This is a genomic window from Anthropogastromicrobium aceti, assembly GCF_020687335.1.
In the GTDB taxonomy this organism is placed as follows: domain Bacteria; phylum Bacillota; class Clostridia; order Lachnospirales; family Lachnospiraceae; genus Anthropogastromicrobium; species Anthropogastromicrobium aceti.
On sequence record NZ_JAJEQN010000019.1, the window covers coordinates 21,579 to 46,450 of the forward strand.

The window sequence follows — 24,872 nt, forward strand, 5'->3', positions numbered from 1 at the left end:
ACTTAAAAAGGCGCTGCGTCAATATGCGCAGCGCCCATTTCATATATCAATACAGAAGTTTATTTCTCACTGCTTTTTCCATAGGAAGTCCAGTGTCATAGTCAAGCTGTCTTGGCTCATATTCTTCGTTTTCTCTCTGTCTTGTATATCCACCATTATTCCAATCTGGTGTGACATTTTTTCTCCATGGTCTCATTTTCCACTGATAGCCGCGGTACAGATCCCTTGTATCATCCATATGCGCCAAAAGCTTATCATGCAGCTCGTTGCGGACAGCTTCATATGCTTCATCATTGATTCTATTTTCGACCTCATATGGATCTGTTTCAAGATCATAAAATTCATCTGTATCAAGCAAATGAATAACTAACTTGTAGCGTTTTGTGGTGATTGCACGCATCATCTGCAGACCGCCAAAACCATCATGATCCACTTCATATCTTGTAAACTCTGTAAACACCGCATCATTTATCTTCACACTTGGATCATAAATCTGTGCCAGCATACTCTTTCCTTCCATTGTTTTTGGAACTGGCAGTTCAAAATAATCCATAATTGTTGGTGCAATATCAATGTGAGATGCCATCTCATGCACTACCTGACCCTTTGCACCGCCCTTAATAATTAAAGGAATATTAGCTACTTCCTTGTATGCTGCTGCATTTTTTGATGTCAGACGATGAGCACCAAGCATATCACCATGGTCTGATGTATAAATTACCATTGCATCTGGTGCAAGCTTTGAAATTGCATCCAATACTCTTCCCATTTCATAATCTGCAAATGAATTACAGCCTAAGAACAATGACAGCCCTTTTGACGCCTTATTTATCTCTGATTCTGGTGCATGTAAATTCTTTCCTGCCCAGAGTTGCTGCAGCATTGGTTTCTTTGACAGATCGTCCTGAAAGCTAGGTGAACTTTCAAAACAGAAGCCATCATACATATGATTAAATGGAGCCGGACAAAGAGATGGTCCATGCGGCTCATCATATGATACAGTCAAAAAGAAATCCTGATCCTTAAATTCATTCAAGTATGCAATAGCCCTGTCGGAGCAACGATGCGCATATGTAAATTCTTCTGAAAAGCCCTCTGTGTATGATGTCTGTGAATCTCTAGAGCGAAGTTTGTCTTCATCGCTCAACTCACTAAGATAAGTTCTCATATCATACCAATATTTTGGGTTCCATCCATCTGGGCATACACCATTTCCAAAATAATCAGATCCATCAAGGTGCCATTTTCCGATATAGCCGCATTCAATCTTGTTATCGTGCAAACGCTGTCCGATTGTCTTTATGTTATCTCCCATTCCGATACTGTTTGTGACAACTCCATTGGTGTGTGGAAATGCTCCAGTAAAAATTGCACCTCTTGCCGGACCACATACAGGCTGACAGGTATAAGCATTCTCATAACGGATGCCCTCCTGTGCCAATCGGTCAAGATTTGGCGTCTTCATCTTTTCATTTCCATAACAGCCAACCATATCTTTTCTTGTTGTGTCTGTCATCAATACTACAATCTGCTTTTTCATTCATGTTCTCCTTTCCATTCCCATGGATAATGTTTATTATTTATCTTTGCACCAGTTTTCCCAACTGCATCAGCGTGTCATACCACCTTCCAAAGAAAATTTTGTATCCCTCACAAAAATTGTTCCTTGTTGGTTCTGTCTGTATCCCATTTCCCCTGTTTCGCCGGCATCCACCTCTGCATAATAAAAAATAATGACAGCTTATGCACGCTTTATCAACTAAAGAAGACTGCTCGATAAATCGAATTTCACTTCGTTTTTGATCCATCTGGTCAAACGAATCTGTATTAAAATTGCCAATCTGGTACTCATCCATCACGTAAAAATCACACGGATAGACGCTTCCATCTGCTTCCACTGCATATTGTACTCCGCAGCATCCCCTTTGCTCACAAGATTCTGCCATATATCCTGCGGCCAATCCCACATAATTTTCAAACTGTCTAATATATGGCTGACTTGCGCTTTGTAAATCATGATACCACAATTCAAACAAATTTGAAAGAAATTTTCCATACTGTTTTGACGACAAAGAGTACGGCTTTGTTCCCGGCTTTTCACCAAATGGCTCCAGGCAGGCAATATATTGCTGATAATTCCATCTGCATTTTTTATAAAACGGATATATCTCTTTAATACGCTCTGCTACCTGTGATGTTACAACAGTGAGTATATTATAATCAACCTGATATTGGTCAAGAAGATCTGCAGCCTGCTTTACTCTAAAAAAACTTTTTGACCCATCCTTTCCCCGTCTAAGCAGATCGTGAATTTCTGGAAAGCCATCTATTGATAACCCGACCAAAAATTGATTTCTTTTGAAAAATTTAGCCCACTGTCTGTCTAGCTCATACCCGTTAGTCTGGAAGGAATTCATTATATGAAGATTGTTTCGCTTATACTGCTTTTTATATTTCTTTTGAAGTGCTACTGCTTTTTCAAAGAAATCTATACCCCGAAGTGTAGGTTCTCCACCCTGCCAAGTAAAGCTTGCTACAGCATCTGCCTCACTTATTGTTTTTTCTATAATGGTTTCAAGTGTTTTTTCATTCATCATCCCATATACATGCTGTGTTCTCTTTTTTGCTTCATCACAATAAAAGCAATACTCACACATCATGTTGCATATTCCTGAAACCGGTTTTATAAGCAAACTTATATTTCTCATCGTAACTATTTCTCCAAGAGCCATTTGGGGACAGGCCGGTACCACCGCCTGTCCCCATTGTCTCATTTAATCGACATAGCAATTTGTTCTGGTGTAATAGGCAATTTTCTGTGCCATACGCCTGTTGCACGGTAAATCGCATGAGCGATGGCCGGTGCCGGCGTATTGATTACGATCTCGCCTATTGACTTAGCACCAAACGGTCCTGTTGGTTCATAACTGTGTTCAAATTCTACCTTCAGCTTGCCCATATCAAGACGTGTCGGAATCTTGTACTGCATAAAGGTAGACTCAATTGGACGGCCAGACTTATCGTAGGTGACATTCTCCATTAAAGTATGACCTATACCCTGCACAATTCCGCCCTCTGCCTGAATTCTTGCCAATGCCGGATTGATCGGAATACCACAGTCCACAACAGCCATAAAGTCAAGCACCTTAACCTCACCTGTCAGCTTATCAAGTTCTATCTCTGCCATTCCAACCATATACGGTGGCGGTGATACAGGTGAAAAATGAGACGCTGTTGCCTCTGCATTGCTGTTGCTTGCCAGCTGTGTCTTATAGGCAATCTCTGACAATGACACTGTCTGTCCAGTTGAAATACAGCGCACGCGACTGCTCTCAAATGCAACATCTTCCTTCTCGCAGTTCATCATCTGTGCTGCAATCTCGCAGATCTTTTTCTTTAAGTCAGCACATGCCTTTTCTACTGCCTTTCCTGTGATATAAGTAGTTGATGATGCATATGAACCAGAATCATACGGTGAAGCATCTGTATCTGCTCCAAATACTGCAATATCATCTACGCTGCAGTCCATGCATTCTGCTGCCATCTGTGCAAGAATAGTATCACATCCAGTACCCATATCAGCAGCGCCTATAAGCAAATTGTAGCCGCCGTCCTCATTTAACTTTAATGTCGCAGAGCCAACATCTAAGTTTGAAATACAGCTTCCCTGCATTGCCATACCAACACCAGCTGCACGCACTTTGCCATTGCCCATATCACGAACAGGATACTTTTCATCCCAGTTAAACATCTTCTTGCAGTGCTCCATACAACGGTCAAGCGCACATGCATTTGCTGTCTCTCCGTAGTAAGCTGGCATAACCATGCCTTCTCTTACCATATTTCTATCACGAAGAATAGTTGGATCCATGCCAAGCTTATCAGCTAACTCATTGACAGCAGATTCTAGCGCAAAGATTCCCTGCGTTGCTCCATAACCACGATATGCACCTGCTGCCTGATGATTTGTGTACACAACATCATACGAAAAACGAAATGCTTCAAGTGATCCTGTATAAAGCGGAATTGATTTGTGTCCGGACAGACCAACTGTTGTCGGACCATGCTCACCGTAGGCTCCTGAGTTTGATAAAGTGTAAAGATCTAAAACACGAATCTTTCCATCCTTGTTTGCACCAAGGCGCACGCGCACTTCCATCTCATGGCGTGGAGAACCAGCAATCTGTGCTTCTGTTCTTGTGTAATTGATCTTTGCCGGACGGCCTGTCTTCATAGTGACAAAAGCTGGATAAACATCACAAACTGCTGTCTGCTTTGCACCAAAACCTCCGCCAATACGAGGCTTCTCCACGCGAATGCGACTCTTTGGAATGCCGAGCGCATTGGAAAGAATACGTCGTGTATGGAATACAATCTGTGTTGAGGATACAACGTGAAGCCTGCCATAACGGTCAAGACTTGTATAGCAGATAAATGGCTCCATCATTGCCTGATTATATGCCTTCATGTGATAAGTATGATCAATGGTGATATCACAGTCTGCCATAATGCCTTCTACATCACCATCAAAGTCACATCCGCTTGCGACAAGATTTCTCTTGTTATCACCTCCGACAGGACACGGCGGAAACCAATCCTCTTCTGGGTGAACAAGCACAGAATTGTCCTTTGCTGTATGGAAATCAAGAACAGGTTCAAGCACCTCATATTTTACTTTGATTAACTTCATTGCCTTAATGGCTGCCTTCTCATTTTCAGCTGCGATAAGCGCCACCGCATCTCCTGAAAAGCGCACATGACGATCCAGAATTAAACGGTCATATGGCGATGGCTCTGGAAAGGTCTGACCTGCAATCGCAAAACGATTCTTCGGCACATCTTCCCAAGTATATATATCGACAACGCCTGGAACTAACTTTGCTGCCTTTGTATTAATCTCCTGCACAATGGCATTTGCATGAGGAGAGCGAAGAATCTTAACCACAAGTGCATCGCTTGGTGTTACATCATCTGTATAAACAGGCTTTCCGGTAAGCAGCTGCATCGCATCCTTTTTCCGGACAGATTTATTTATTGATTTATATTCTTTCTGCATAAAATAGTCCTTTTCTATTTATATGAGCTTTTAGCTCTACTTTGTCAGTTGCTATTTTTCTCGTCTGTACAAGCTTTGCGGCTGTCAAGAAAGTTACGGATTCCGCGAAGCTGGCCTTCGTAGCCAGAACAGCGGCAAAGATTTCCGGCAAGAAATGCGCGGATTTCATCATCCGTTGGATCTTGATTTTCGCGAAGAAGTGCAATTGTATTCATAACAAAACCTGGATTGCAAAAACCACACTGGTCTGCTCCCTGATCTGCGATAAATCCTACAAATTCTAATGCTTCTTCCTGAAGACCTTCAAGTGTCTTAATCTCATGACCATCTGCCTGCACAGCAAGCTTTGAACATGATAAAATCGGCTTATTATCCATAAATACCGTGCACAGACCGCAGTTTGATGTGTCACATCCGCGCTTAACGCTAAGGCATCCCTTTTCACGAAGCCAGTCTAACAGCACTGTATCTGCTTCCACATTGCCGATTACATTTTTTCCATTTAATTTAACCTTGATTTCCATTCATTTCCCTTTCTATTTTGGGCCGTTTATTTATTGCTGATTGTAAAGCTGTGCCACACAGCGTTCTGTCAATACATGAATCAAATGTGTACGGTAAGTACTGCTGCCGCGCAAATTGCTGTCAGTTGGCACCTGTTCTGCGACATATGAAGCAAATGCAGCGGCAACTTCCTTCGTGACACCATTTGCCATTATGCCATTCTCATCACTAACAAGTTTTGCTCTTTTCGGACGAGCGCCAATTACAGCGCGATACGTTCCATCCAGTTTTGATACACAACAAGTCAGCACTGGAAAATCGGTGCTCTGGTTTCTAACAGCCATATATGCAATCTGACAGGCACGCTTTTTTACAATCACACGAATCAAAATATCATTATCCATTTTCATTGAAACAAAATCTGCCATTGAAACAATTCCGCCCTTATAAAGCTCCACATAGCTGTCCATAGCCAGAAAAACAGTCAGCACATCTGAAAATCCAAAGCGTCCCCAGATACTTCCGCCGATTGTCGCCATATTTCTAAACTGGACACCGACAATATCCTTTACTGCATTTTTCACAGCGTCATGCGTATATGTATTCAATCCTACATGCTGCTCTAACTCACGAAGCGTCACGCGTGCGCCAATGGAAAATTCCTCATCTGTCTCTTCAATTGTGTCAAGTCCAAGATCACACAAATCAATCGCTGTACTTATAGTACCATTTCCAAGACGCATCCACAGCATACCGCCAAGAATCCTATTCTTTTTGCCTTGATTAAGCTTCCATGCTTCCTCAAGACTCTGCGCCTTAACATATTTTTGTATCGTTACCATCCTCTCATCTCCTTATGTCGTTTTAACAAACTGCCATTATCATTTGTCACAGCATTTTTCCTATGCTGTAAGCATCACTTTTATTATACCAATCCAATTTGATTTTGAAAAGCAGTTTTGATATACTTTTCATATAACATAACTAAAATGGAGAATATACTATGCAGATTACCCCTACTACCCCACATCTTGGCTGTGTCATTATGGCGTCTGGGCTTGGAAAGCGTTTTGGCGGCAACAAGCTGATGGCTGATTTTGATGGACAGCCCCTGATATGTCGCGCACTTACTGTTACAGATGGTCTTTTTTCACACCGCGTTGTTGTGACACGCCATGCAGATGTTGCTTCGCTGTGCCATGCTCAAAATGTTCCTGTTATTTTGCATGATGAGCCCTTTAGAAATGATACCATACGTATGGGCTTGGACGAGGTTACGCGTAATGGTGATATAAGCGGATGCCTGTTTTGTCCTGGCGATCAGCCGCTTCTTAGCCGCGAAACTATAATTAATCTTATTGATGCTTTTTTAGCTGACAACAAAAAAATTATTCGCCCTGCCTTTCAAAACACTCCTGGTGCCCCTGTTCTTTTTCCAAGCTGGGCATTTTCTGAACTTTTTTCTCTGCCTGAGGGAAGGGGCGGCGGTTTTGTTGCAAAAAAATATCCTGAACGGATACAATTAGTACCCGTTCAGGATGAATATGAACTAAAAGATGTTGATACACAAAAAGATTTGCTTATACTTCTTAATCGCTTCAAATATCAGCTTATGTGATCTTTGCTTACGCTGCTGCATCCTCTTTCTTTTCCTTAGGAAGAAGAATATTTAATACAATAGCAACAAGTGCTGCCGGAACGATTCCTGAACCGCCAAAGATCAGCTGAACTGCCTGTGGTGCCTGATTTAAGATGCTTGCATTGGCACCCATACCATAGCCAACACCAAGAGCAACAGAAACGATAGAAAGATTTCTTGCTGTCAATGGCTCCTTTGTGATCAGCTGAATACCGCTAATTACAATTGAGGAGAACATCATAACTGCTGCACCGCCTAAAACTGACTGCGGCATAATTGAAACGATTGCACCAAGCTTTGGACAGAGTCCGCAAAGAATCAGGAAAATAGCACCTGTTGACAATGCAAAACGGTTTACAATCTTTGTCATGCTTACAAGACCAACGTTCTGTGAGAAGGAGGTATTCGGAAGCACACCAAACAGTGCTGCAAAGGAAGATCCAAGACCATCACACATAACACCGCCTGAAAGCTCTGTATCGGTAGCTTCACGTCCAAGACCACCTTCCATAACGCCAGAGATATCACCAACAGTCTCAACTGCCGTTACGACAAACATAATCAATACTGGGAGGATCGCACGCAGATCAAATACTGGCTTTACCGGCATCAATGTCGGAATTGCAAACCAAGACGCGTCTGCTACCTTCTGCCAATTTAATACCCATGCCTTTGTATACTCAACACCATCTGCCGTAACACCTGTTGTCGGAAGTACAAAACCCATGATAAATGCTGCTACATAACCACAGATAATTCCAAGTAAAATTGCAGAAAAGCTTGCAAAGCCCTTTGTCGCATGCTTGAAAACAAGAATCATTACAAGAACAAACAATGCTAAAAGCAGATTTTCCATGGAACCAAAGTCTTTTGCTGTATTTCCGCCGCCAAAAGAATTGATGCCGACTGAAATCAAGCTAAGACCGATGGACATAACAACTGTACCTGTCACTACGGATGGGAAGAATTTACGAAGTGGCTTTAAGAATAAACCAAGAACAGTCTCAAACAAACCACCGATTATGGATGCTCCCATAATGGCACCATAGGCAAGAACGCCTCCGCCCATAGTTGCGGCAACTGAGTTAAATACTCCGATAAAACCAGAAGATGTACCCATAATAATCGGAACCTTTCCTCCGACCGGTCCGATAGCGAACAGCTGAACTAAAGTAACAATTCCTGCTACCAGCATTGCATTCTGTAAAAGCTGCAGCTGTAAATCTGCAAACTCACCGCCTGCAATTCCACATGCGCCGGTGATGATCAAAAGCGGCGTTAAGTTTCCCACAAACATAGCCAGCACATGCTGTAAGCCAAGCGGGATTGCCTGCTTCAGCGGCATTTTTCCATCAAGGCGGAAAGCTGCCTCTGATAATCTGTATGATGTTTTCACAACAGATACCTCCCTTTTCTTTTTTCAAGAAAAGTATATCATTCGCAGGCTAATCTGTAAATTGAGTAATATATAGAAGTTTTCCGTGTAAAAATAGGAATATCTGTCAAAAGGACAAATCTGTCATGCCTTAACCATTGAAATGCTGCAGATCCTTGTCCTTTCCAATGACATACATCTGCATATCTTTTTGTAGTTTTTCATCTGGTGAAAACTGCAAATTCATGTGGTTATTAATGCGAATACCTGCAATGTTCATTCCATATTTATTTCTAAGATCAAGTTCACGAAGAGTCTTTCCTACCCACGCTGATGGAATTGCCATCTCGACCATACTGTAATCATTTGACAGATTAATCCAGTCTGAAAAATCACGTGCCGTAAGATATTTTCCAACTCGCGCACCCATCTCCACTTCTGGAAATACGACTCTTGTGACACCAAGCTTTTTCAAGACCTTTCCATGCACTTCGTTTTTTCCAGTTGCAATAATTTGTGGAATGTTATACTCCTTACATTTCATTGCAATCACAATGCTTGCTTCCATGTTGCTAGCAACAGCAATGACTGCACCATCCATATGCTCCATTCCAAGACCGCTCATGGCATCCTCATCGGCCACATCAACCTGCACTGCATAGCTGACATCATCAGCGATCTGTGCCACGCGGTCTGCATCCTGATCCACTGCCACTACCTCATTTCCAGCTGCTGCAAGTGTTCTCGCTACACTTGTGCCAAAACGATTTAAACCAAATACAATATACTGCTGTTTTTTCATGACTTTCCCTTCTGCTTTTCAAAGCTCGCATTTAAAATAATCTTATCCTACCATGATATGTTCCTCTGGCAGTCTTCTCTTTTCATTTCTTCTCTTTATACTTCCTGCAATCATAAGAGGAATTGTAATAGGTCCAATTCGACCCATATACATCAGCGCAATAATAATAAATTTTCCAGCAATGTGAAGTTTCGGCGTAAGACCTGCTGTCAGACCTACTGTCGCCGTTGCAGAGACCACCTCATATGTAGCCTGCATAATTGTTGCCTCTGGCTCTGCAACCATTAATGCAAGGGTGCCTACTAGTACCAACAATAAACCTCCAATGCAAACTGACAATGCTGTTCGAACAATATTCATTGGAATACAACGCCTGAAGCACTCTGTATCTTCATGACCTGCCAGAATAGAACCACAGCTAAGCAGCACAACAGCTACTGTAACTGTTTTCACACCTCCTGCTGTTCCTACAGGAGAGCCTCCAATATACATCAAAAAACAGCTAAACAGCCTCGAAACCTCTCTAAGCTGATCCTGCGGCACAGTAAAAAATCCTGCAGTTCTTGTTGTCACTGACTGAAAGAATGATGCCATCAGCTTTTGGAAAAAGCCCATAGATCCTAATGTATTTGGATTATTATATTCTACAATGAAGAAAAATAAAGTTCCGCCCAATAACAAACTGATTGTCATTAAAAGCACTAACTTTGTATGAAGAGATAGCTTTCTCAGACCCTGTCTGATTCCTGTCTCCTTCTTAGCTGCCTTTTTTATAAAAGCAACCAATTCCCTCCATACCATAAAGCCAATTCCGCCTGCTATAATTAAAAAAGCTGTAACTGTATTTATCAGTACATCATCTGCATACATCGCAAAACTAGAATCGCCTAGTAAATCTACTCCTGCATTACAAAAGGCTGATATTGAGTGAAAAACTGCATACCATATGCCGCGAAGCAGTCCAAACTGTGGAATAAAGCGGCATGCATATCCTAACGCACCAATGCCTTCTACCACAAGTGATCCCTTTACGACATACTGCAGTATTCCGACAAGACCACGCATACTGTCGCGGTTAAAATAATTTTGCAGCATCACGCGTTCCTGAATGGTGAGTTTGACTTTCATAAGAACAAGCACATACGTCACACAGACAATAACGCCCCAGCCTCCGACTTGAATTAAAAACAGCATGACCAACTTTCCCAGAAATGTAAACTGAAATGCCGGGACAACAGTTACTAGTCCTGTCACACAGACACAGGTACATGATGTAAACAGTGCATCTGGAAAATTGAGCCACTTTCCATTGGCATTGCATATCGGCAGCATTAAAATGCATGCACCTACAAGTATCAGCGCCAGAAAGCCAAATACCATAACCTGTGTAAATGACCATTTCTTTATACTTTTCATGTCTTCCTCTACTTTCTTTATGTATTTTCCCTCATTATAGCGATTTAGGTGTTGATATGCAACTGGAAAATATTACTCTAATAATTTACGATGATGTGACACGTAAATTTCGCAAGGGCGCATAAGCGCCCTGATTAAATTACAAAAACTCCTTCATCCTTCCCATAAAATCTTCTTCAGTGTGTATCAAACCTTCTGCAATTTGTCTGGCTTCCCGGCTTGCATCACTACACTCATTCTGACACTTTGCAATGCTTTGAATCCCCATGTTGCATCCATTCATCATCAGCTTTGCTACCTGATGACAATCTCCCTTCATCATAAGCCGCATCTCTGTTGTAATCCATGAAGATGCAGATGCCACAGGACTTGGATCCTTCTCTGATACACCCGCCTCCATTAAAAGACGCGATGTTTCCTTCTCTACTCGCTCATGCTCTCTGCGATAATCTTCTACGGCGCGCTCTAGCTCACTGTCCTCAAGATAATCTTCTACCTGTGTCATACTTTGAAGCGCCATCTTGCAGCCTACATTACACTCCTTTAAAAGCTTTTTTGTCTGATCATCCATCAGTTTGTTTTCCTCCTGTAAATAACGGATAGTTTCAAAAAGCTTCGCTAAAAAGCTTCTCTCTTCCACAGTATCTATCAAGAAACAAGATTTTATACACAATCCCTAAGATACAAAAATCCCCCGAAACGATGTTTATACACCATTTCGAGGGGAAAATTTTTACTATTATTTTTCGTAAAATTCACGAGTAGGATCTCATTACTTACCGGATTGAATTATTACTTATCTCTGTACACGAGCTCCAGCTCCGCCCATGATAGCCTCTACTTCCTTCTTGCTTGCCATAGTGGTATCACCAGGAGTTGTCATAGCCAGTGCGCCGTGAGCTGCACCATAGTTAACAGCCATCTCAGCATTCTCAGTAGTCATTAAACCGTAGATCAGGCCAGATGCGAAGGAATCGCCGCCGCCTACACGGTCCATGATCTCAAGACCGTTGTAATCCTTAGCCTTGTAGATCTCACCATCTGCCCAGCAGATTGCGCTCCAATCGTTAACAGTTGCAGTCTTAACCTGACGAAGAGTTGTAGCTACAGCCTTGAAGTTCGGGTAAGTCTTAGCAGCCTCATTGATCATCTTCTTGTATCCGTCAAGATTCAGAGTCTTTAAGTTTGCATCGTTTCCTTCGATCTCGAAGCCAAGGCAAGCGGTGAAGTCTTCCTCGTTACCGATCATAACGTCAACGTACTTAGCGATCTCCTTGTTTACTTCCTGAGCCTTAGCCTGTCCGCCGATAGCGCTCCACATAGATGGACGATAGTTTAAGTCGTAGGATACGATAGTTCCATACTTCTTAGCGGTCTTGATTGCAGCTAAAACAGTCTCGCAAGACTGCTCAGACAGTGCAGCGTAGATACCGCCGGTATGCAGCCAACGAACACCTAATGTTCCGAAGATGTACTCAAAATCAAAATCATCTGGAGTAGCCTTAGAAATAGCAGTGTTTGCACGGTCAGAGCAACCTACAGCACCACGGATTCCAAATCCTCTCTCAGTGAAGTTTAAACCGTTACGGCAGATACGGCCAATACCGTCAGTCTTCATCCACTTGATAAGGGAAGTATCTACACCACCCTGGCAAATGAAATCTTCCATCAGCATACCAACTTCGTTATCAGCAAATGCAGTGATAACAGCGGTATTCATCTTGAAGCACTTTCTTAAACCACGGATAACATTGTACTCTCCGCCGCCTTCCCATGCGCGGAAGGATCTTGCAGTACGGATTCTGCCCTCGCCCGGATCAAGACGAAGCATAACCTCGCCCAGAGATACTGCATCAAATTTGCACTCACTTGCTGGTCTTAAATTTAAATTCATTTTTTCTAAACCATACCTTTCTTTTTTCTACATTATATATATTTAATGCTTACGAATTGCTCCGTTGCTCTGTGACCCTAGCATTACACTTAGCCGCGGATTTCCTTAACCTTTGCAACTGCTTCCTTGGTCATAGCAGTGATCTTATCGAACTCACCAGCCTTGATCATGTCGCCCTTTACCATCCAGCTTCCGCCGCAGCAAAGAATCTTATCACAGCTTAAGTAGTCTGCCAGGTTCTTGGTGTTTATTCCACCAGTCGGCATAAACTTAACCATGGTATACGGAGCTGCCATAGCCTTGATCATAGCAATTCCACCAGCCTGCTCTGCCGGGAAGAACTTAACAACCTTCAGTCCACGCTTAACAGCCTGTGCAACCTCTGATGGAGTGATGCAGCCTGGCAGTACCGGAATGTTGTTCTCTAAACAATAGTCAACGATCTCTGGATCAAATCCCGGGCTAACGATGAACTTAGCACCTGCCTTAACAGCACGGTTTACCTGATCGATTGTCAGAACGGTACCTGCACCAACTAACATCTCCGGATAAGCCTCGCTCATAAGACGAATGGACTCCTCTGCTGCATCAGTACGGAATGTAACCTCTGCACAAGCAAGACCACCCTCTACTAAAGCCTTTGCTAACGGCAGTGCATCCTTTGCATCGTTCAGTACTACAACTGGAACAACACCATACTCTTTAAACTGCTCATTAATTGTCATTTCTTTATTCCTCCTTTTGCCCTATCCCTAAAAAGGGCATACTATGGGCGTGTTTACAGTACATCGTTCTACGTGATGTTACATATCTTTATACTACCATTTTTTTGCGTATTCGCCAATAGTAGACATATATTTCTGCGTTTTGCCCAACTTTACATTAGTAAACGCCTCATATTTTTGTTGAGATTTATTTTTGTCACAGTCGTTTTTCAAAGTTACCTGACATGACAGAAACACCTTCGTCAGCAATTACGAACGCTTTCGGGTCAATACTGTGAATAATTTCGACAAACTCTGCTGTCTCAAATTTATTGATACAGCAAATCATGATTTTTGTCTCTTCCTTTGTGTAGGCACCCACACCATTCCATTCTGTTACACCGCGTCCTGTCTGCTTTAAAATCTTCTGATCAATTCCTTCCTGCTTTGTAAAAATCATCAGTCGAACAGTGATATTTTGATAATGAACCCTATCCATCATAAGTGTGAAGCATACCATATAGATAAGAGAATAAATAACAATTTCAATATCAAACATCAAAAGAAGACTTGCATATACAACCACGTTAACATACAGTGAAATCTTTCCAACAGATGCATTCTTAAATTTTCTAGCTGCCCACACACCAATGATATCTACACCGCCGCCACTTCCGCCTGCAACAAGTAGCAAGCCTACACCAAAACCATTGATAATACCTGCGATTAGAACAGATGCAACAACAGAGTCAACGATTGGCGTTTTCGGAATCGGAATAATGCTTGCAAATATACTGATCGCTGCTGAGCCTATCAGTGTCTTAATAAGAAAGCTCTTTCCAATTCCCTTCCACGCCAAAACAAGAAGCGGAATATTAATCAAAAAGTAAACAATACCATACACATTTTTGCCGCCAAAATCTATAACCTTTCCAAGCAAATATGTAATAACCTGTGCAATTCCAATACCGCCTCCACTGTAAAGACCATACGGAATCAAAAAATAATTCATACCAAAGGTGTATAAAAATGAACCTGCAATAATAACAGCGAGCTTTGACCACCTTGAATTAATCTTTTCCATAATATTCTCCCCGATTATATTTTTTTGCTTAAAGCGCCTTCTTGATCGCTGCCATCAATTCATCATATGTCTCAAATGCCGGCAGATCAGGATTTTCCTTTTTGATTGCATCAGTACTGCAAAATAAAAATCCCACTTTGCTCGCACGAATCATGCCAAGATCATTATAGCTGTCACCACTTGCGATTGTATCAAAGCCAATAGACTGCAGTGCTTTTACTGTTGTCAGCTTAGACTGCTCAATTCTCATCTTAAAGCCTGTAATTTCTCCATCCTCTGCGACCTCAAGAGTGTTGCAGAAGATTGTTGGCCACCCAAGCTTTTTCATAAGCGGTGCTGCAAACTGTGTAAATGTATCACTGATAATGATTACCTGTGTCATGCTTCTTAACTCATCAAGAAATTCCTTAGCACCAGGCATTGGATCAATCTGTGCTATAGTCTGCTGAATCTCCTTTAAGCCAAGACCATGTTCTTTTAAGATGCCCAGTCTCCACTTCATCAGCTTATCATAATCCGGCTCATCCCTTGTTGTTCTTTTCAGTTCTGGGATGTTGCTTGCCTTAGCAAATGCAATCCAGATCTCCGGTACCAATACACCTTCTAAATCCAAACACACAATATTCATTGTTTTCTACTGCCTTTCTCAATTTATTTGTTTGCTACTGCTCTACATCAATGTCAAGTCCAAGCTCCTTCGGCAGAAAACGCGGACATACATTGTCTGTTGTAATGATAACAGATGCAGCAAGACGTGTACCGATTTCAACTGCTTCCTTTAATTCTTTGCCATATGTCATGCCAATGGCAACACCTGCAAAGAAGGCATCTCCTGCTCCTGTTGTATCGCGCACTATTACCTTGCGCGCCGGATAAATACCTTTATTTCCCTTACAGTCTGCATACACGGCACCTTCACCGCCCATCGTAACAACAATTGATGGAATCTGAGCGCTCACAACATTTGCTGAAATAATCTCGCAAAGTTCCTGCGGTGTCTTTCCCTCATAGTCCTCTGCAAAGAAAATGCCTGCCTCAATCTGATTGCATACAAAGCAGTCAAAATGCTTTAAGTAATCACGCCGTTCCACGGCAATGCTCATATTTGTGACAACACCATACACCCTCTTATTATACTTTTGTGCAAGCTGGAATGTCTTTTTTATGATTTCCTTGTCAACGTCCATTTCCAGTACTATGGAATCTGCCTTAGAGATGATCTCATCTCCATTTTCCTCAAGAGTATACAAAATCGGATACAAGTTTGGTCTTTGTGATATAGATCCTGCCAGATCACCCTTGTTGTCAAATACGGCCAGCCATGTTCCCATTCCACCTGGAACACTCTTCACATAGCTTGTATCTACCTTATGTCTTTTTAATTTGCGTACAACATCTTCACCCAGCGCAGATGTATCTACGATGCTTACATATGTAGGCCTAAGCTCAACATTTGCAATGTCCTCCACGACATTTCGCGTTACGCCTCCGTGTATGTATTCAATCCGTCCCGCATTGCGGCCCTCCGGCACATATACATCCTCAGGAAAGCCTTTGATATCTACAAATACGGCGCCGATTACTACAATTCCCATGGTTTGTCCCCCAGTATATTACAATCTTGGAGTCATCGACTTCCCCGGTGACTCCTCTTCTTTATTGTACAAAACATTCCACAAAAAGCAAGCATCATTTTCGTTTTGTACATTGCTTTTTTTGCATAATATAGTAAAATATAACTATCTCAAAAACTTGACAAGAATAAAAAGGAAGGTTGGTATAGCATATGAAATTTTTTGAAATAAAGGATGGTGCACTTTTCTTTAAGCGCCGCCAGGAAATTATGGAAATTTGTCCATGGGGTGCCGGACTTCGTGTTCGCGCTACACAAAATCGAAGTTTTTCTGATAAGGATTGGGCACTCGATGTTCCTGCAAAGGCAGACGGAAAAATTGAGCTTTTTGACGATCATGCAATCGTGAGAAATGGCAGTATCTACGCTGTTGTTACAGACTTTGGCCGTATCAGTTTCTATAATGAAAAGGATGAACTTTTACTAAAGGAATATTATCGCAGTTGGGATTATGGAACAAAGGATTGGAAAGATCTTGATACAATCATTATGCAGCGTGCTGCTGCAAGAACATACCGTGCTGTCGGAGGCGACAACTATGCATTAAGTGTACGTTTTGAGGCAGATGATAACGAAAAACTCTTTGGCATGGGCCAATATCAGCAGCCACAGTTTGATTTAAAGGGCTGTACACTTGAGCTTGCTCAGAAAAATACTCAGGCAAGCGTTCCTTATCTTGTATCTAGCAAGGGCTATGGTCTTTTGTGGAATAATCCTGCAATTGGACGCGCAACGCTTGGTGCTAACGTAACAGAGTTTACTGCTGAATCTACACGCCAGATTGATTACTGGATTAATGCAGCTGATACACCTGCAGCACTTGTAGAGCAATACACAGAGCTGACTGGACGTGTCCCGATGATGCCTGAATGGGCTATGGGCTTTTGGCAGTGTAAGCTTCGCTATCAGACACAAGATGAAGTATTAACTATTGCGCGCAGATATAAGGAATTAAATATTCCGCTGTCTGTTATTGTTATCGACTTCTTCCACTGGACACAGCAGGGCGACTGGCGCTTTGACCCGGAATATTTCCCAGATCCAAAGGCAATGATCGATGAACTTCATGAGATGGGTGTTCGCGTAATGATTTCCATCTGGCCGACTGTTGACCGTACAAGCGTTAACTATGAGGAAATGAGTGAGCGTGATCTTTTAATCCGTACAGACCGCGGCTTAAATGTTACAATGGAATGCTGGGGAATGCAGTGCTTCATTGACCCTACAAATCCTGAAACACGTGAATTTGTATGGCAAAAGGCAATGGAAAATTACCGCTCACACGGTGTTGATCTGTTCTGGTTAGATGAAGCAGAGCCAGAGTATACTGCTCAGGACTTTGATCTTTACCGCTACTATGATGGTCCGGCATTAGAGTGTGCAAATGAATATCCAGTTCGCTACTCTCAGACCTTCTTTGACGGTATGAAGAAGGAAGGAATTGAAAACCCTCTGAATCTTGTTCGTTGTGCATGGGCTGGTTCCCAGCGCTATGGTGCACTTGTCTGGTCAGGTGACGTTCCTTCTACATTTACTTATCTTCGCTATCAGCTGACAGCTGGCTTAAACATGGGTCTTGCCGGAATTGCATGGTGGACTGCTGATATCGGCGGCTTCCATGGCGGAAATGTACACGATCCAGCCTTCCATGAGCTTTTGATGCGCTGGTTCCAGTTTGGTGCATTCTGCCCTGTTATGCGTCTGCACGGCGACCGTGATCCTCACTACAAGCCACTTGGCACAACAGGTGGCGGTAAGGTTGCTTCTGGTGCCGACAATGAAATCTGGAGCTACACACCTGAGATTCAGGATATGATGAGTTACTATATCCTGCTTCGTGAATCCATGAAGGGTTATATGACAACTGTTATGGAAGAAGCTCATGAAAAGGGAACACCTGTTATGAAGCCGCTGTTCTACGATTATCCAGCAGACAAAACTTGCTGGGAGATTGCAGACGAATTTCTCTTTGGTCATGATCTTCTTGTTGCTCCAGTTCTTTATGCTGGTGAGCGCACACGTACTTTGTATCTGCCAGAGGGACGCTGGTGTGAATATGAGACAGGTAAGGTTTATGATGGCGGCTGCACAATTACTGTGGATGCTCCGCTTAACCGCGTTCCATTGTTTGTAAAGGAAGGCAAAACAGTTTTTGTAAAATAAATATATAAGGATTTTTAAATGAAAAAAGAAGGCTACTATTCTTCTGGACAGTTCGCAGGGATGGCTCATGTCACCCTGCGGACCATCCGCTATTATGACAAGCAGGGTATTTTAAAGCCCTCTTTTGTAAATGAATCTGGTGCACGCTTTTACACTGATGAAGATTTTGCGCGTCTCCAGCAAATTTTATTATTAAAATATCTTGGCTTCTCACTTGATGATATTCGTGAAATGATCGTAGACACAAAAGATCTTCACTACATGCAAAATTCCCTCAACATACAATTAAATCTTGTGCGCGACCGCATTGAGCAAATGCAGCTTGTAGAAAAAGCGATCCTTGAAACATCAGATGCCATAAACAAGCAGCACAGCATTGACTGGAGCCGCATGTTAAATTTGATCCATCTGACTGGCATGGAGGAAAGCTTAAAAAAGCAGTATCAAAATGCCTCGAATATCTCTGCCCGCATCAATCTTCACCGCCTTTATTCCCAAAATAAACAGGGATGGTTTCCATGGATTCTGGAAAATTGCCATCTGGCGCCAGGAATGAATATTTTGGAAACTGGCTGCGGTGACGGCACGCTCTGGTGTGAGGCAAAGAAACAGTTTTCCCAGAATAATTGTCCAGATCACACCAAAGCTCATAATCAGCAGCCAGATCTTCTTAAAACTTGCTCAATTATGCTGACTGATATCTCAGAGGGAATGCTTCGTGATGCAAGACGTGCAATAGGCGATGGCGATGAATTTTCATTTCGTGAATGCTTCTGTGAGGCACTTCCGTTTGCAGATGAATCATTTGACCTTGTTTTGGCAAACCATGTTCTTTTTTACTGCAGTGATGTGACACAGGCGTGCCGCGAGGCCGCTAGAGTATTAAAGCCCGGCGGACGATTCTTATGCAGCACATATGGTGCAGACCACATGAAAGAAATCAGTCGTCTCGTGTCTGACTTTGACTCGCGCATTGTACTGTCGGCAGATTGTCTTTACGAGCGATTCGGGCGCGAAAATGGAGCCGAGATTCTAGCGCCATATTTTAATGATGTGAAATGGCTCTCCTACGAGGACTCACTTCTCGTTCCAGATGCCGAACCGCTGATTCTCTATATTCTCTCCTGCCACGGCAACCAGAATCAATATTTGCTTGACCACTTTGCAGAATTTCGAAGCTTCGTCAAGAAAAAAACAGATGCTGGATTCTCGGTCACAAAGGATGCTGGAGTGTTTTGCTGCACGAAATAGCTGCCGTGGAACCACTGACCTTTGTGCACTTTTCACAAACTTTGATTTTCCCACAAAAAGCGCTTGAAGGTGACGTAACGTCACCTTATATACTATGCGTGTCAAAGAAAAAATGTTTTGACACGCGACATCATGTATATACGAAATTTGATTTTATTTTTGAACCACTAGGGACAGATAAAAAGCCATCGCCCCTGTCCCCATTAGAAAGGAGTTTATTATGACCATTATCGTTACCGGCGGAGCCGGATTTATCGGAAGCAACTTTATTTTCCATATGTTAAATACTTACCCGGATTACCGCATTGTATGTTTAGACTGCCTGACCTACGCTGGAAATCTTTCCACTCTGGCACCGGTTATGGACAACCCGAATTTCCGTTTTGTTAAGGAAAGCATCACTGACCGTGAGGCTGTTTACAAACTGTTTGAGGAGGAGCACCCAGACATCGTTGTTAACTTCGCAGCTGAGAGTCATGTTGACCGTTCCATCGAGAATCCAGAAGTTTTCTTAAACACCAACATCCTTGGAACTGCTGTTTTAATGGACGCATGCCGCAAGTATGGTATCAAGCGTTATCATCAGGTTTCCACTGATGAGGTTTACGGTGATCTGCCGCTTGACCGCCCAGACCTGTTCTTCACTGAGGAGACTCCAATCCACACAAGCAGCCCGTACAGCTCTTCTAAGGCTGGCGCTGACTTATTAGTTCTTGCTTATCACAGAACCTATGGTCTGCCTGTTACCATCAGCCGCTGCTCAAATAACTACGGTCCATATCACTTCCCGGAGAAGCTGATTCCGCTTATGATCGCTAACGCATTAAACGACAAGCCGCTTCCAGTTTATGGTACTGGTGAGAATGTTCGTGACTGGCTGTATGTTGAGGATCACTGCCGTGCAATTGATCTGATCATCCACAAGGGACGCGTTGGTGAGGTTTACAACGTTGGTGGACACAACGAGATGAAGAACATCGACATCGTTAAGATCATCTGCAAGGAGCTTGGAAAGCCAGAGAGCTTGATCACTTTCGTTGGTGACCGTAAGGGTCATGACATGCGCTACGCAATCGATCCGACCAAGATCCACAATGAGTTAGGCTGGCTGCCAGAGACTAAGTTTGCTGACGGTATCAAGAAGACCATTCAGTGGTACTTAGACAATAAGGAGTGGTGGGAGACCATCATCTCTGGTGAGTATCAGAACTACTACGAGAAGATGTACGCAAACCGCTAATGGAGGTCGTTATGAAAGTATTTGTTACTGGAGTTGCCGGTCAGCTCGGACATGATGTAATGAATGAACTGGCTAAGCGCGGCTATGAGGGAATCGGAACTGATATTGCACCAGAGTATTCTGGCGTTGCTGACGGTACTGCTGTTGTTTCTATGCCATATGTTTCTTTAGATATCACTGATGCTGATGCTGTTGATCGTGTTATCTGCGAGATGAAGCCGGATGTTGTCGTTCACTGCGCTGCATGGACAGCTGTTGATCTGGCTGAGGATGAGGACAAAAAGGATAAGGTGCACGCAATCAATGCGGATGGTACTGCAAACATCGCAAAGGCCTGCAAGAAGACTGGCAGCAAGATGGTTTACATCAGCACCGACTATGTATTTGACGGTCAGGGTACTACTCCATGGACACCAGATTGCAAGGATTATAAGCCACTTAATGTTTATGGTCAGTCTAAGCTTGACGGTGAGCTTGCTGTTTCTAGTACTCTTGACAACTACTTTATCGTGCGTATCGCATGGGTATTTGGCAAGAACGGAAAGAACTTTATCAAGACAATGTTAAACGTTGCCAAGACACACAGTACCTTAAAGGTAGTTAATGACCAGATCGGTACGCCGACATATACCTTTGATTTAGCAAGACTGCTCGTTGATATGATTGAAACCAACAAATACGGCTACTATCATGTAACAAATGAGGGCGGCTACATCAGCTGGTATGATTTCACAAAGGAAATCTTCCGTCAGGCTACCCTTCTTGGACGCACTGAGTACAGCGAGGATAACGTTACTGTTCTTCCTGTTACTACTGCTGAGTATGGTCTTTCAAAGGCTGCAAGACCATTCAACAGCCGTCTGGATAAGTCCAAGCTTGTTGAAAATGGTTTTACTCCACTTCCGACATGGCAGGATGCAGTTGCAAGATATTTAAAAGAAATTGAATTTTAATAAAGAACAGGAAATGGGATGGAGTTTTGTGGCTCCATCCCATACTTCATATTCAAAGCTCATCAAATCTCTGTGATGAGTTTATTTTCCAAACAATAATAATACACTCCGTCCTCTTCCACTGACTTGCATACGACATCTGCTCTTTCCTTTACTTCATATTTTGCATTTCCCATTGCTACACCAGTACCAACAGCTTCCAGCATTTCAATATCATTTTGACCATCACCAAAAGCAATTGCTTCTTCTTTTGAAAAGCCATAATATTTAAGTACCGCATTTACTGCATTACCTTTTCCGCCATTCGCCGGAATAATATCAACTGCCTTGTCCCACCATGCTGCGACCTGAGCATTCTTTGTACCTTGCAATATTTTCTCATATTCTTCTTTCCTGCCAGCACACATAATCTGATAAATATCGTTTTGTGATAACTTGTCAAAATCATCCGAAATTATCATAGTTTCATTCCCAATTGCAAAGTACTGTGCCAAATCTTCATCTGTACCATTTGTGACAATAAAGTTTTCATTACTAATGGCAATCGCTCTCTTCATATTTTTTAAATTCTGAATAATCTGGTTCTTATCTTCATTGTGTAATGGATTTTTAAAAATAATCTTTTCCCCAGACTTCACATAAGAACCATTAAATGTTAACAGAACATCGAAATCAATCCCTTGAAAATGAGGAATCGTTGGATAACTTCTTCCCGTAGCCATACACAAAAGAACATTATTTTGACGCAGCTTAGTTAACGCTTTCTCTGTTTTATCAGATAACTCTTTTGTTCCCAACTTGATCAAAGTTCCGTCAACATCAAAAAAAGCAATTTTTATCATAGATACCTCCAACTTGTAATTAAAGTTTAATTCGCTATAAAAATTTCAAGCAAACTAAATGGCACGCTACATTCACAACTCACTTCACAGTTGAACCACGTTCGACAATATCAACTCCCATAATCACCTTCTCAATTGGAGCCTTTGGATTTGCAATTCGATATAGAAGACGCTTTGTTACATTCTGCCCCATTAACTTTCTTTTAACATGAACAGTTGTTAAACTCGGTGTCACCATTTTTGCTGGTTCTATATCATCAAATCCTGCAATTGCAACGTCTTCTGGAACCATATATCCGTGTTCCTGCAGTACTTTCATCAATAAAATTGCCAATTCATCATTTGAACAAATCAGCGCATCTGGTTTTTCTGGTATCTCCATAAACTTTGTATATAGATTTTCTTTATTTTGATGAATTACCATATCTTCTATTTCTGTAAGAATTGAATATTTTTGAATATACTCTATACTTTCGTTAATCATACTTAACCCAAAGCAGTTCTGTATTGCTTCCTGATATCCATAAAAACGTTCTCTCGTACTAGGTGAATATGACAGATCTCCCACATACCCTATTTTTCTAAACCCTTTTTTATATAGATAGGACGCCATTTTATAACTACCTAATTTATTATCAGACATTAAGCAATCTACTGTCTCCTCAAGTGAGTTGTAATCTGCTAACACAATCGGAACGCCATATTCTTTCAAACGTTGGAGAAATGAATCTCCTATTTTTCCAACCGCAATGATTCCAGCAACTTTTCGACTTTCCACGCATGTCGGAATATCTTCCGTTTCAAACGAACTGAAAAAGACATCATACCCCGCCTTCTTTGCTTCTTCTTCTATTCCCAACAAGACTCTCCCGTAAAATCTAAAATCTCTGAAAAAACGATTTTTTAAAAGAACACAAATATTTTTATTAGAATAGTTTTGCATATACTTTACAGACTGATCCAGATATCCCATTTCTTCTGCAGTATTTAAAATCAAACGTTTTGTTTCTTCTCCAACTCCCGTTTTATCGTTCAAAGCCAACGATACTGCATTTATAGAAAGATTAAGTTTATCTGCAATATCTTTCATGGTTACGCGTTTTCTTGTCATTTATTCACCTGCCTTATATGCATATTTCTTAGTTCTCTTATTATAACATACCAAGATGCCCGGGTCAAAATTTTTTGATCCGGGCTTCATTTTTTTTCAAATATCAATATATTCCATTGCTGCAAACAGATCATCCAACTCAAAATCTGCTCTACAGATCTTATCATCTGCTGCACCATAATATATAATTACCTTGTTATCATTTACTAAGCAACCACATGTAAAAACAACATTTCCAAAAAATCCATTAGTTTCATATTTCTCCTGTGGTTCAAGAATAGGATCTTTTGTCTTTGCTAATACAATTGATGGATCTTTTTCGTCAAGAAGAAATGCGCCTAAACAATATCTGTCATTTCGATCTGCTGCATGGTAAATCTTCACCCAGCCCTTATCTGTTAAGAACGGTACTGCTCCGCCTCCAATTCTGCCATCATCCCAGCTTTCTGTATCAGACGAAATTCCACAAAAATGTCTTTGCTCCCCCCAATGAATTAAATCTGGTGATTTCGCTATCCACATTTGAGGATTACCAATTCCACCTGGCACTGGTCTATTGAATGCAACATACTTTCCGTTTATTTTCTGTGGAAAAATTGTTACATCCTTATTTTCCGGTGCAAAAATAATTCCGTGGCGTTCAAACGTACAAAAATCTTTTGTACTGATCAGCGATGTTCCTGCTCCATTCTCCGTGACAGACGTATAATTGATATAATATATATCATCAATTTTTGTAATTCGAGGATCCTCCATCCCCCAACTTTCCTCTTCTGCTAATGGAAAAATTGCTGGATGCTCATCTATTTCAAAATGAATTCCATCTTTACTTCTTGCAATTCTCAAGTGCGATAGAGATGTCAAATTTAAAATATCAGATTTTTTTTCTCCTCGCTTAGATACATGACGTGTATCTGAAAAGTCAAGTTGCGGACATTCTGATTTTCGATACGTAATTACCTGAATTTCGTCTTTACCATCCACTTTTTTCACTACCGGAATACATACCTCATCTTCATTTTTACAAATTACAGATTCTGCTACTCTGCATAGCAGAATAACTTCACCCTTATACTCTGTTACTCCACAGTTAAATACACCATCAATTTTAAAATCCTGACGACTTGGTTTTACATCTGCTGGTGTAAGTAATGGATTATAGACACAGCGTTCTATCTTCATATGTTACCTCACTTCACTGATTT

At 41.8% G+C, this 24,872-nt stretch carries 22 protein-coding genes; 5 read left to right on the plus strand and 17 right to left on the minus strand.

Features of this window, described 5'->3' with window-relative positions; all coding sequences use genetic code 11:
• Positions 1-46: 46 nt before the first annotated feature.
• From LKD48_RS08640 to LKD48_RS08660, 5 genes are all read right to left on the minus strand, one after another.
• Positions 47-1,540, minus strand: coding sequence for a sulfatase-like hydrolase/transferase (locus LKD48_RS08640; RefSeq protein ID WP_227102424.1), 1,494 nt, complete (start codon positions 1,538-1,540; stop codon positions 47-49).
• 40 nt (positions 1,541-1,580) lie between these two features.
• Positions 1,581-2,708: an anaerobic sulfatase maturase gene (locus LKD48_RS08645; protein WP_308731783.1), complete on the minus strand. Its 1,128-nt coding sequence runs from the start codon at positions 2,706-2,708 to the stop codon at positions 1,581-1,583.
• Between the two features lie 62 nt (positions 2,709-2,770).
• Entirely contained in the window at positions 2,771-5,056 is a 2,286-nt protein-coding gene (locus tag LKD48_RS08650) for a xanthine dehydrogenase family protein molybdopterin-binding subunit (protein WP_308731784.1), read from the minus strand.
• Between the two features lie 44 nt (positions 5,057-5,100).
• Positions 5,101-5,580 carry a (2Fe-2S)-binding protein gene (locus LKD48_RS08655; protein ID WP_308731785.1) on the minus strand — a complete coding sequence of 160 codons (480 nt, stop codon included), beginning with the start codon at positions 5,578-5,580 and terminating at the stop codon, positions 5,101-5,103.
• Between the two features lie 30 nt (positions 5,581-5,610).
• Positions 5,611-6,402, minus strand: a complete 792-nt coding sequence (locus LKD48_RS08660; protein WP_308731786.1) for an FAD binding domain-containing protein — start codon at positions 6,400-6,402, stop codon at positions 5,611-5,613.
• 203 nt (positions 6,403-6,605) lie between these two features.
• Here LKD48_RS08660 and LKD48_RS08665 point away from each other — a divergent pair, with 203 nt between their 5' ends.
• A complete protein-coding gene (locus LKD48_RS08665) occupies positions 6,606-7,178 on the plus strand; it encodes a nucleotidyltransferase family protein (RefSeq protein WP_308731805.1) in 573 nt (190 codons plus the stop codon).
• Positions 7,179-7,185: 7 nt separating this feature from the next.
• Here the strand turns inward: LKD48_RS08665 and LKD48_RS08670 are convergent, their stop codons facing one another.
• The 9 genes from LKD48_RS08670 to LKD48_RS08710 form a co-directional block, all read right to left on the minus strand.
• Positions 7,186-8,544: a uracil-xanthine permease family protein gene (locus tag LKD48_RS08670; protein WP_118614173.1), complete on the minus strand. Its 1,359-nt coding sequence runs from the start codon at positions 8,542-8,544 to the stop codon at positions 7,186-7,188.
• A gap of 181 nt (positions 8,545-8,725) precedes the next feature.
• Positions 8,726-9,376: a potassium channel family protein gene (locus LKD48_RS08675; RefSeq protein WP_118614155.1), complete on the minus strand. Its 651-nt coding sequence runs from the start codon at positions 9,374-9,376 to the stop codon at positions 8,726-8,728.
• 42 nt (positions 9,377-9,418) lie between these two features.
• Positions 9,419-10,792, minus strand: coding sequence for a TrkH family potassium uptake protein (locus LKD48_RS08680; protein WP_262536961.1), 1,374 nt, complete (start codon positions 10,790-10,792; stop codon positions 9,419-9,421).
• Between the two features lie 139 nt (positions 10,793-10,931).
• Positions 10,932-11,363, minus strand: a complete 432-nt coding sequence (locus tag LKD48_RS08685) for a hypothetical protein (protein WP_308731787.1) — start codon at positions 11,361-11,363, stop codon at positions 10,932-10,934.
• A gap of 225 nt (positions 11,364-11,588) precedes the next feature.
• Positions 11,589-12,686, minus strand: a complete 1,098-nt coding sequence (locus LKD48_RS08690) for a sugar kinase (RefSeq protein ID WP_118614149.1) — start codon at positions 12,684-12,686, stop codon at positions 11,589-11,591.
• An 89-nt stretch (positions 12,687-12,775) separates the two neighbouring features.
• On the minus strand, positions 12,776-13,411 hold the full coding sequence (locus LKD48_RS08695; RefSeq protein ID WP_066561366.1) for a bifunctional 4-hydroxy-2-oxoglutarate aldolase/2-dehydro-3-deoxy-phosphogluconate aldolase: 636 nt from the start codon (positions 13,409-13,411) through the stop codon (positions 12,776-12,778).
• A 196-nt stretch (positions 13,412-13,607) separates the two neighbouring features.
• On the minus strand, positions 13,608-14,474 hold the full coding sequence (locus LKD48_RS08700) for a YitT family protein (RefSeq protein ID WP_308731788.1): 867 nt from the start codon (positions 14,472-14,474) through the stop codon (positions 13,608-13,610).
• A gap of 28 nt (positions 14,475-14,502) precedes the next feature.
• Positions 14,503-15,102, minus strand: coding sequence for a bifunctional phosphoserine phosphatase/homoserine phosphotransferase ThrH (gene thrH / locus LKD48_RS08705; RefSeq protein ID WP_308731789.1), 600 nt, complete (start codon positions 15,100-15,102; stop codon positions 14,503-14,505).
• A 34-nt stretch (positions 15,103-15,136) separates the two neighbouring features.
• Positions 15,137-16,069: a carbohydrate kinase family protein gene (locus LKD48_RS08710; RefSeq protein WP_308731790.1), complete on the minus strand. Its 933-nt coding sequence runs from the start codon at positions 16,067-16,069 to the stop codon at positions 15,137-15,139.
• A gap of 191 nt (positions 16,070-16,260) precedes the next feature.
• On the opposite strand from LKD48_RS08710, the gene LKD48_RS08715 reads away from it, so the two are divergent.
• From LKD48_RS08715 to rfbD, 4 genes are all read left to right on the plus strand, one after another.
• On the plus strand, positions 16,261-18,270 hold the full coding sequence (locus LKD48_RS08715) for a glycoside hydrolase family 31 protein (protein ID WP_308731791.1): 2,010 nt from the start codon (positions 16,261-16,263) through the stop codon (positions 18,268-18,270).
• Between the two features lie 18 nt (positions 18,271-18,288).
• Entirely contained in the window at positions 18,289-19,521 is a 1,233-nt protein-coding gene (locus tag LKD48_RS08720) for a MerR family transcriptional regulator (protein WP_308731792.1), read from the plus strand.
• Between the two features lie 220 nt (positions 19,522-19,741).
• Positions 19,742-20,761 carry a dTDP-glucose 4,6-dehydratase gene (rfbB, locus tag LKD48_RS08725; RefSeq protein WP_118614139.1) on the plus strand — a complete coding sequence of 340 codons (1,020 nt, stop codon included), beginning with the start codon at positions 19,742-19,744 and terminating at the stop codon, positions 20,759-20,761.
• 11 nt (positions 20,762-20,772) lie between these two features.
• Positions 20,773-21,714: a dTDP-4-dehydrorhamnose reductase gene (rfbD, locus tag LKD48_RS08730; protein ID WP_308731793.1), complete on the plus strand. Its 942-nt coding sequence runs from the start codon at positions 20,773-20,775 to the stop codon at positions 21,712-21,714.
• A 62-nt stretch (positions 21,715-21,776) separates the two neighbouring features.
• On the opposite strand, the gene LKD48_RS08735 is transcribed toward rfbD, so the two are convergent.
• The 3 genes from LKD48_RS08735 to LKD48_RS08745 all read right to left on the minus strand — a co-directional run bounded on the left by LKD48_RS08735 (position 21,777) and on the right by LKD48_RS08745 (position 24,849).
• Complete coding sequence (locus tag LKD48_RS08735) at positions 21,777-22,556, minus strand: HAD family hydrolase (RefSeq protein ID WP_118614135.1); 780 nt, start codon at positions 22,554-22,556, stop codon at positions 21,777-21,779.
• Positions 22,557-22,635: 79 nt separating this feature from the next.
• Positions 22,636-23,667 carry a LacI family DNA-binding transcriptional regulator gene (locus LKD48_RS08740; protein ID WP_308731794.1) on the minus strand — a complete coding sequence of 344 codons (1,032 nt, stop codon included), beginning with the start codon at positions 23,665-23,667 and terminating at the stop codon, positions 22,636-22,638.
• 96 nt (positions 23,668-23,763) lie between these two features.
• Positions 23,764-24,849: a glycoside hydrolase family 130 protein gene (locus tag LKD48_RS08745; protein ID WP_308731795.1), complete on the minus strand. Its 1,086-nt coding sequence runs from the start codon at positions 24,847-24,849 to the stop codon at positions 23,764-23,766.
• Positions 24,850-24,872 lie beyond the last annotated feature (23 nt).

Excerpts from the sequence above, each read along its gene's own strand:
- LKD48_RS08720 (WP_308731792.1), top strand. The coding sequence starts at position 18,289 with ATGAAAAAAGAAGGCTACTATTCTTCTGGACAGTTCGCAGGGATGGCT.
- LKD48_RS08715 (WP_308731791.1), top strand. The coding sequence starts at position 16,261 with ATGAAATTTTTTGAAATAAAGGATGGTGCACTTTTCTTTAAGCGCCGC.
- rfbD (WP_308731793.1), top strand. The coding sequence starts at position 20,773 with ATGAAAGTATTTGTTACTGGAGTTGCCGGTCAGCTCGGACATGATGTA.
- rfbB (WP_118614139.1), top strand. The coding sequence starts at position 19,742 with ATGACCATTATCGTTACCGGCGGAGCCGGATTTATCGGAAGCAACTTT.
- LKD48_RS08685 (WP_308731787.1), bottom strand. The coding sequence starts at position 11,363 with ATGGATGATCAGACAAAAAAGCTTTTAAAGGAGTGTAATGTAGGCTGC.
- LKD48_RS08645 (WP_308731783.1), bottom strand. The coding sequence starts at position 2,708 with ATGAGAAATATAAGTTTGCTTATAAAACCGGTTTCAGGAATATGCAAC.
- LKD48_RS08745 (WP_308731795.1), bottom strand. The coding sequence starts at position 24,849 with ATGAAGATAGAACGCTGTGTCTATAATCCATTACTTACACCAGCAGAT.
- LKD48_RS08700 (WP_308731788.1), bottom strand. The coding sequence starts at position 14,474 with ATGGAAAAGATTAATTCAAGGTGGTCAAAGCTCGCTGTTATTATTGCA.
- LKD48_RS08670 (WP_118614173.1), bottom strand. The coding sequence starts at position 8,544 with ATGCCGCTGAAGCAGGCAATCCCGCTTGGCTTACAGCATGTGCTGGCT.
- LKD48_RS08710 (WP_308731790.1), bottom strand. The coding sequence starts at position 16,069 with ATGGGAATTGTAGTAATCGGCGCCGTATTTGTAGATATCAAAGGCTTT.
- LKD48_RS08735 (WP_118614135.1), bottom strand. The coding sequence starts at position 22,556 with ATGATAAAAATTGCTTTTTTTGATGTTGACGGAACTTTGATCAAGTTG.
- LKD48_RS08660 (WP_308731786.1), bottom strand. The coding sequence starts at position 6,402 with ATGGTAACGATACAAAAATATGTTAAGGCGCAGAGTCTTGAGGAAGCA.
- LKD48_RS08740 (WP_308731794.1), bottom strand. The coding sequence starts at position 23,667 with ATGACAAGAAAACGCGTAACCATGAAAGATATTGCAGATAAACTTAAT.
- LKD48_RS08690 (WP_118614149.1), bottom strand. The coding sequence starts at position 12,686 with ATGAATTTAAATTTAAGACCAGCAAGTGAGTGCAAATTTGATGCAGTA.
- LKD48_RS08650 (WP_308731784.1), bottom strand. The coding sequence starts at position 5,056 with ATGCAGAAAGAATATAAATCAATAAATAAATCTGTCCGGAAAAAGGAT.
- thrH (WP_308731789.1), bottom strand. The coding sequence starts at position 15,102 with ATGAATATTGTGTGTTTGGATTTAGAAGGTGTATTGGTACCGGAGATC.
- LKD48_RS08680 (WP_262536961.1), bottom strand. The coding sequence starts at position 10,792 with ATGAAAAGTATAAAGAAATGGTCATTTACACAGGTTATGGTATTTGGC.
- LKD48_RS08675 (WP_118614155.1), bottom strand. The coding sequence starts at position 9,376 with ATGAAAAAACAGCAGTATATTGTATTTGGTTTAAATCGTTTTGGCACA.
- LKD48_RS08655 (WP_308731785.1), bottom strand. The coding sequence starts at position 5,580 with ATGGAAATCAAGGTTAAATTAAATGGAAAAAATGTAATCGGCAATGTG.
- LKD48_RS08665 (WP_308731805.1), top strand. The coding sequence starts at position 6,606 with ATGGCGTCTGGGCTTGGAAAGCGTTTTGGCGGCAACAAGCTGATGGCT.
- LKD48_RS08695 (WP_066561366.1), bottom strand. The coding sequence starts at position 13,411 with ATGACAATTAATGAGCAGTTTAAAGAGTATGGTGTTGTTCCAGTTGTA.
- LKD48_RS08640 (WP_227102424.1), bottom strand. The coding sequence starts at position 1,540 with ATGAAAAAGCAGATTGTAGTATTGATGACAGACACAACAAGAAAAGAT.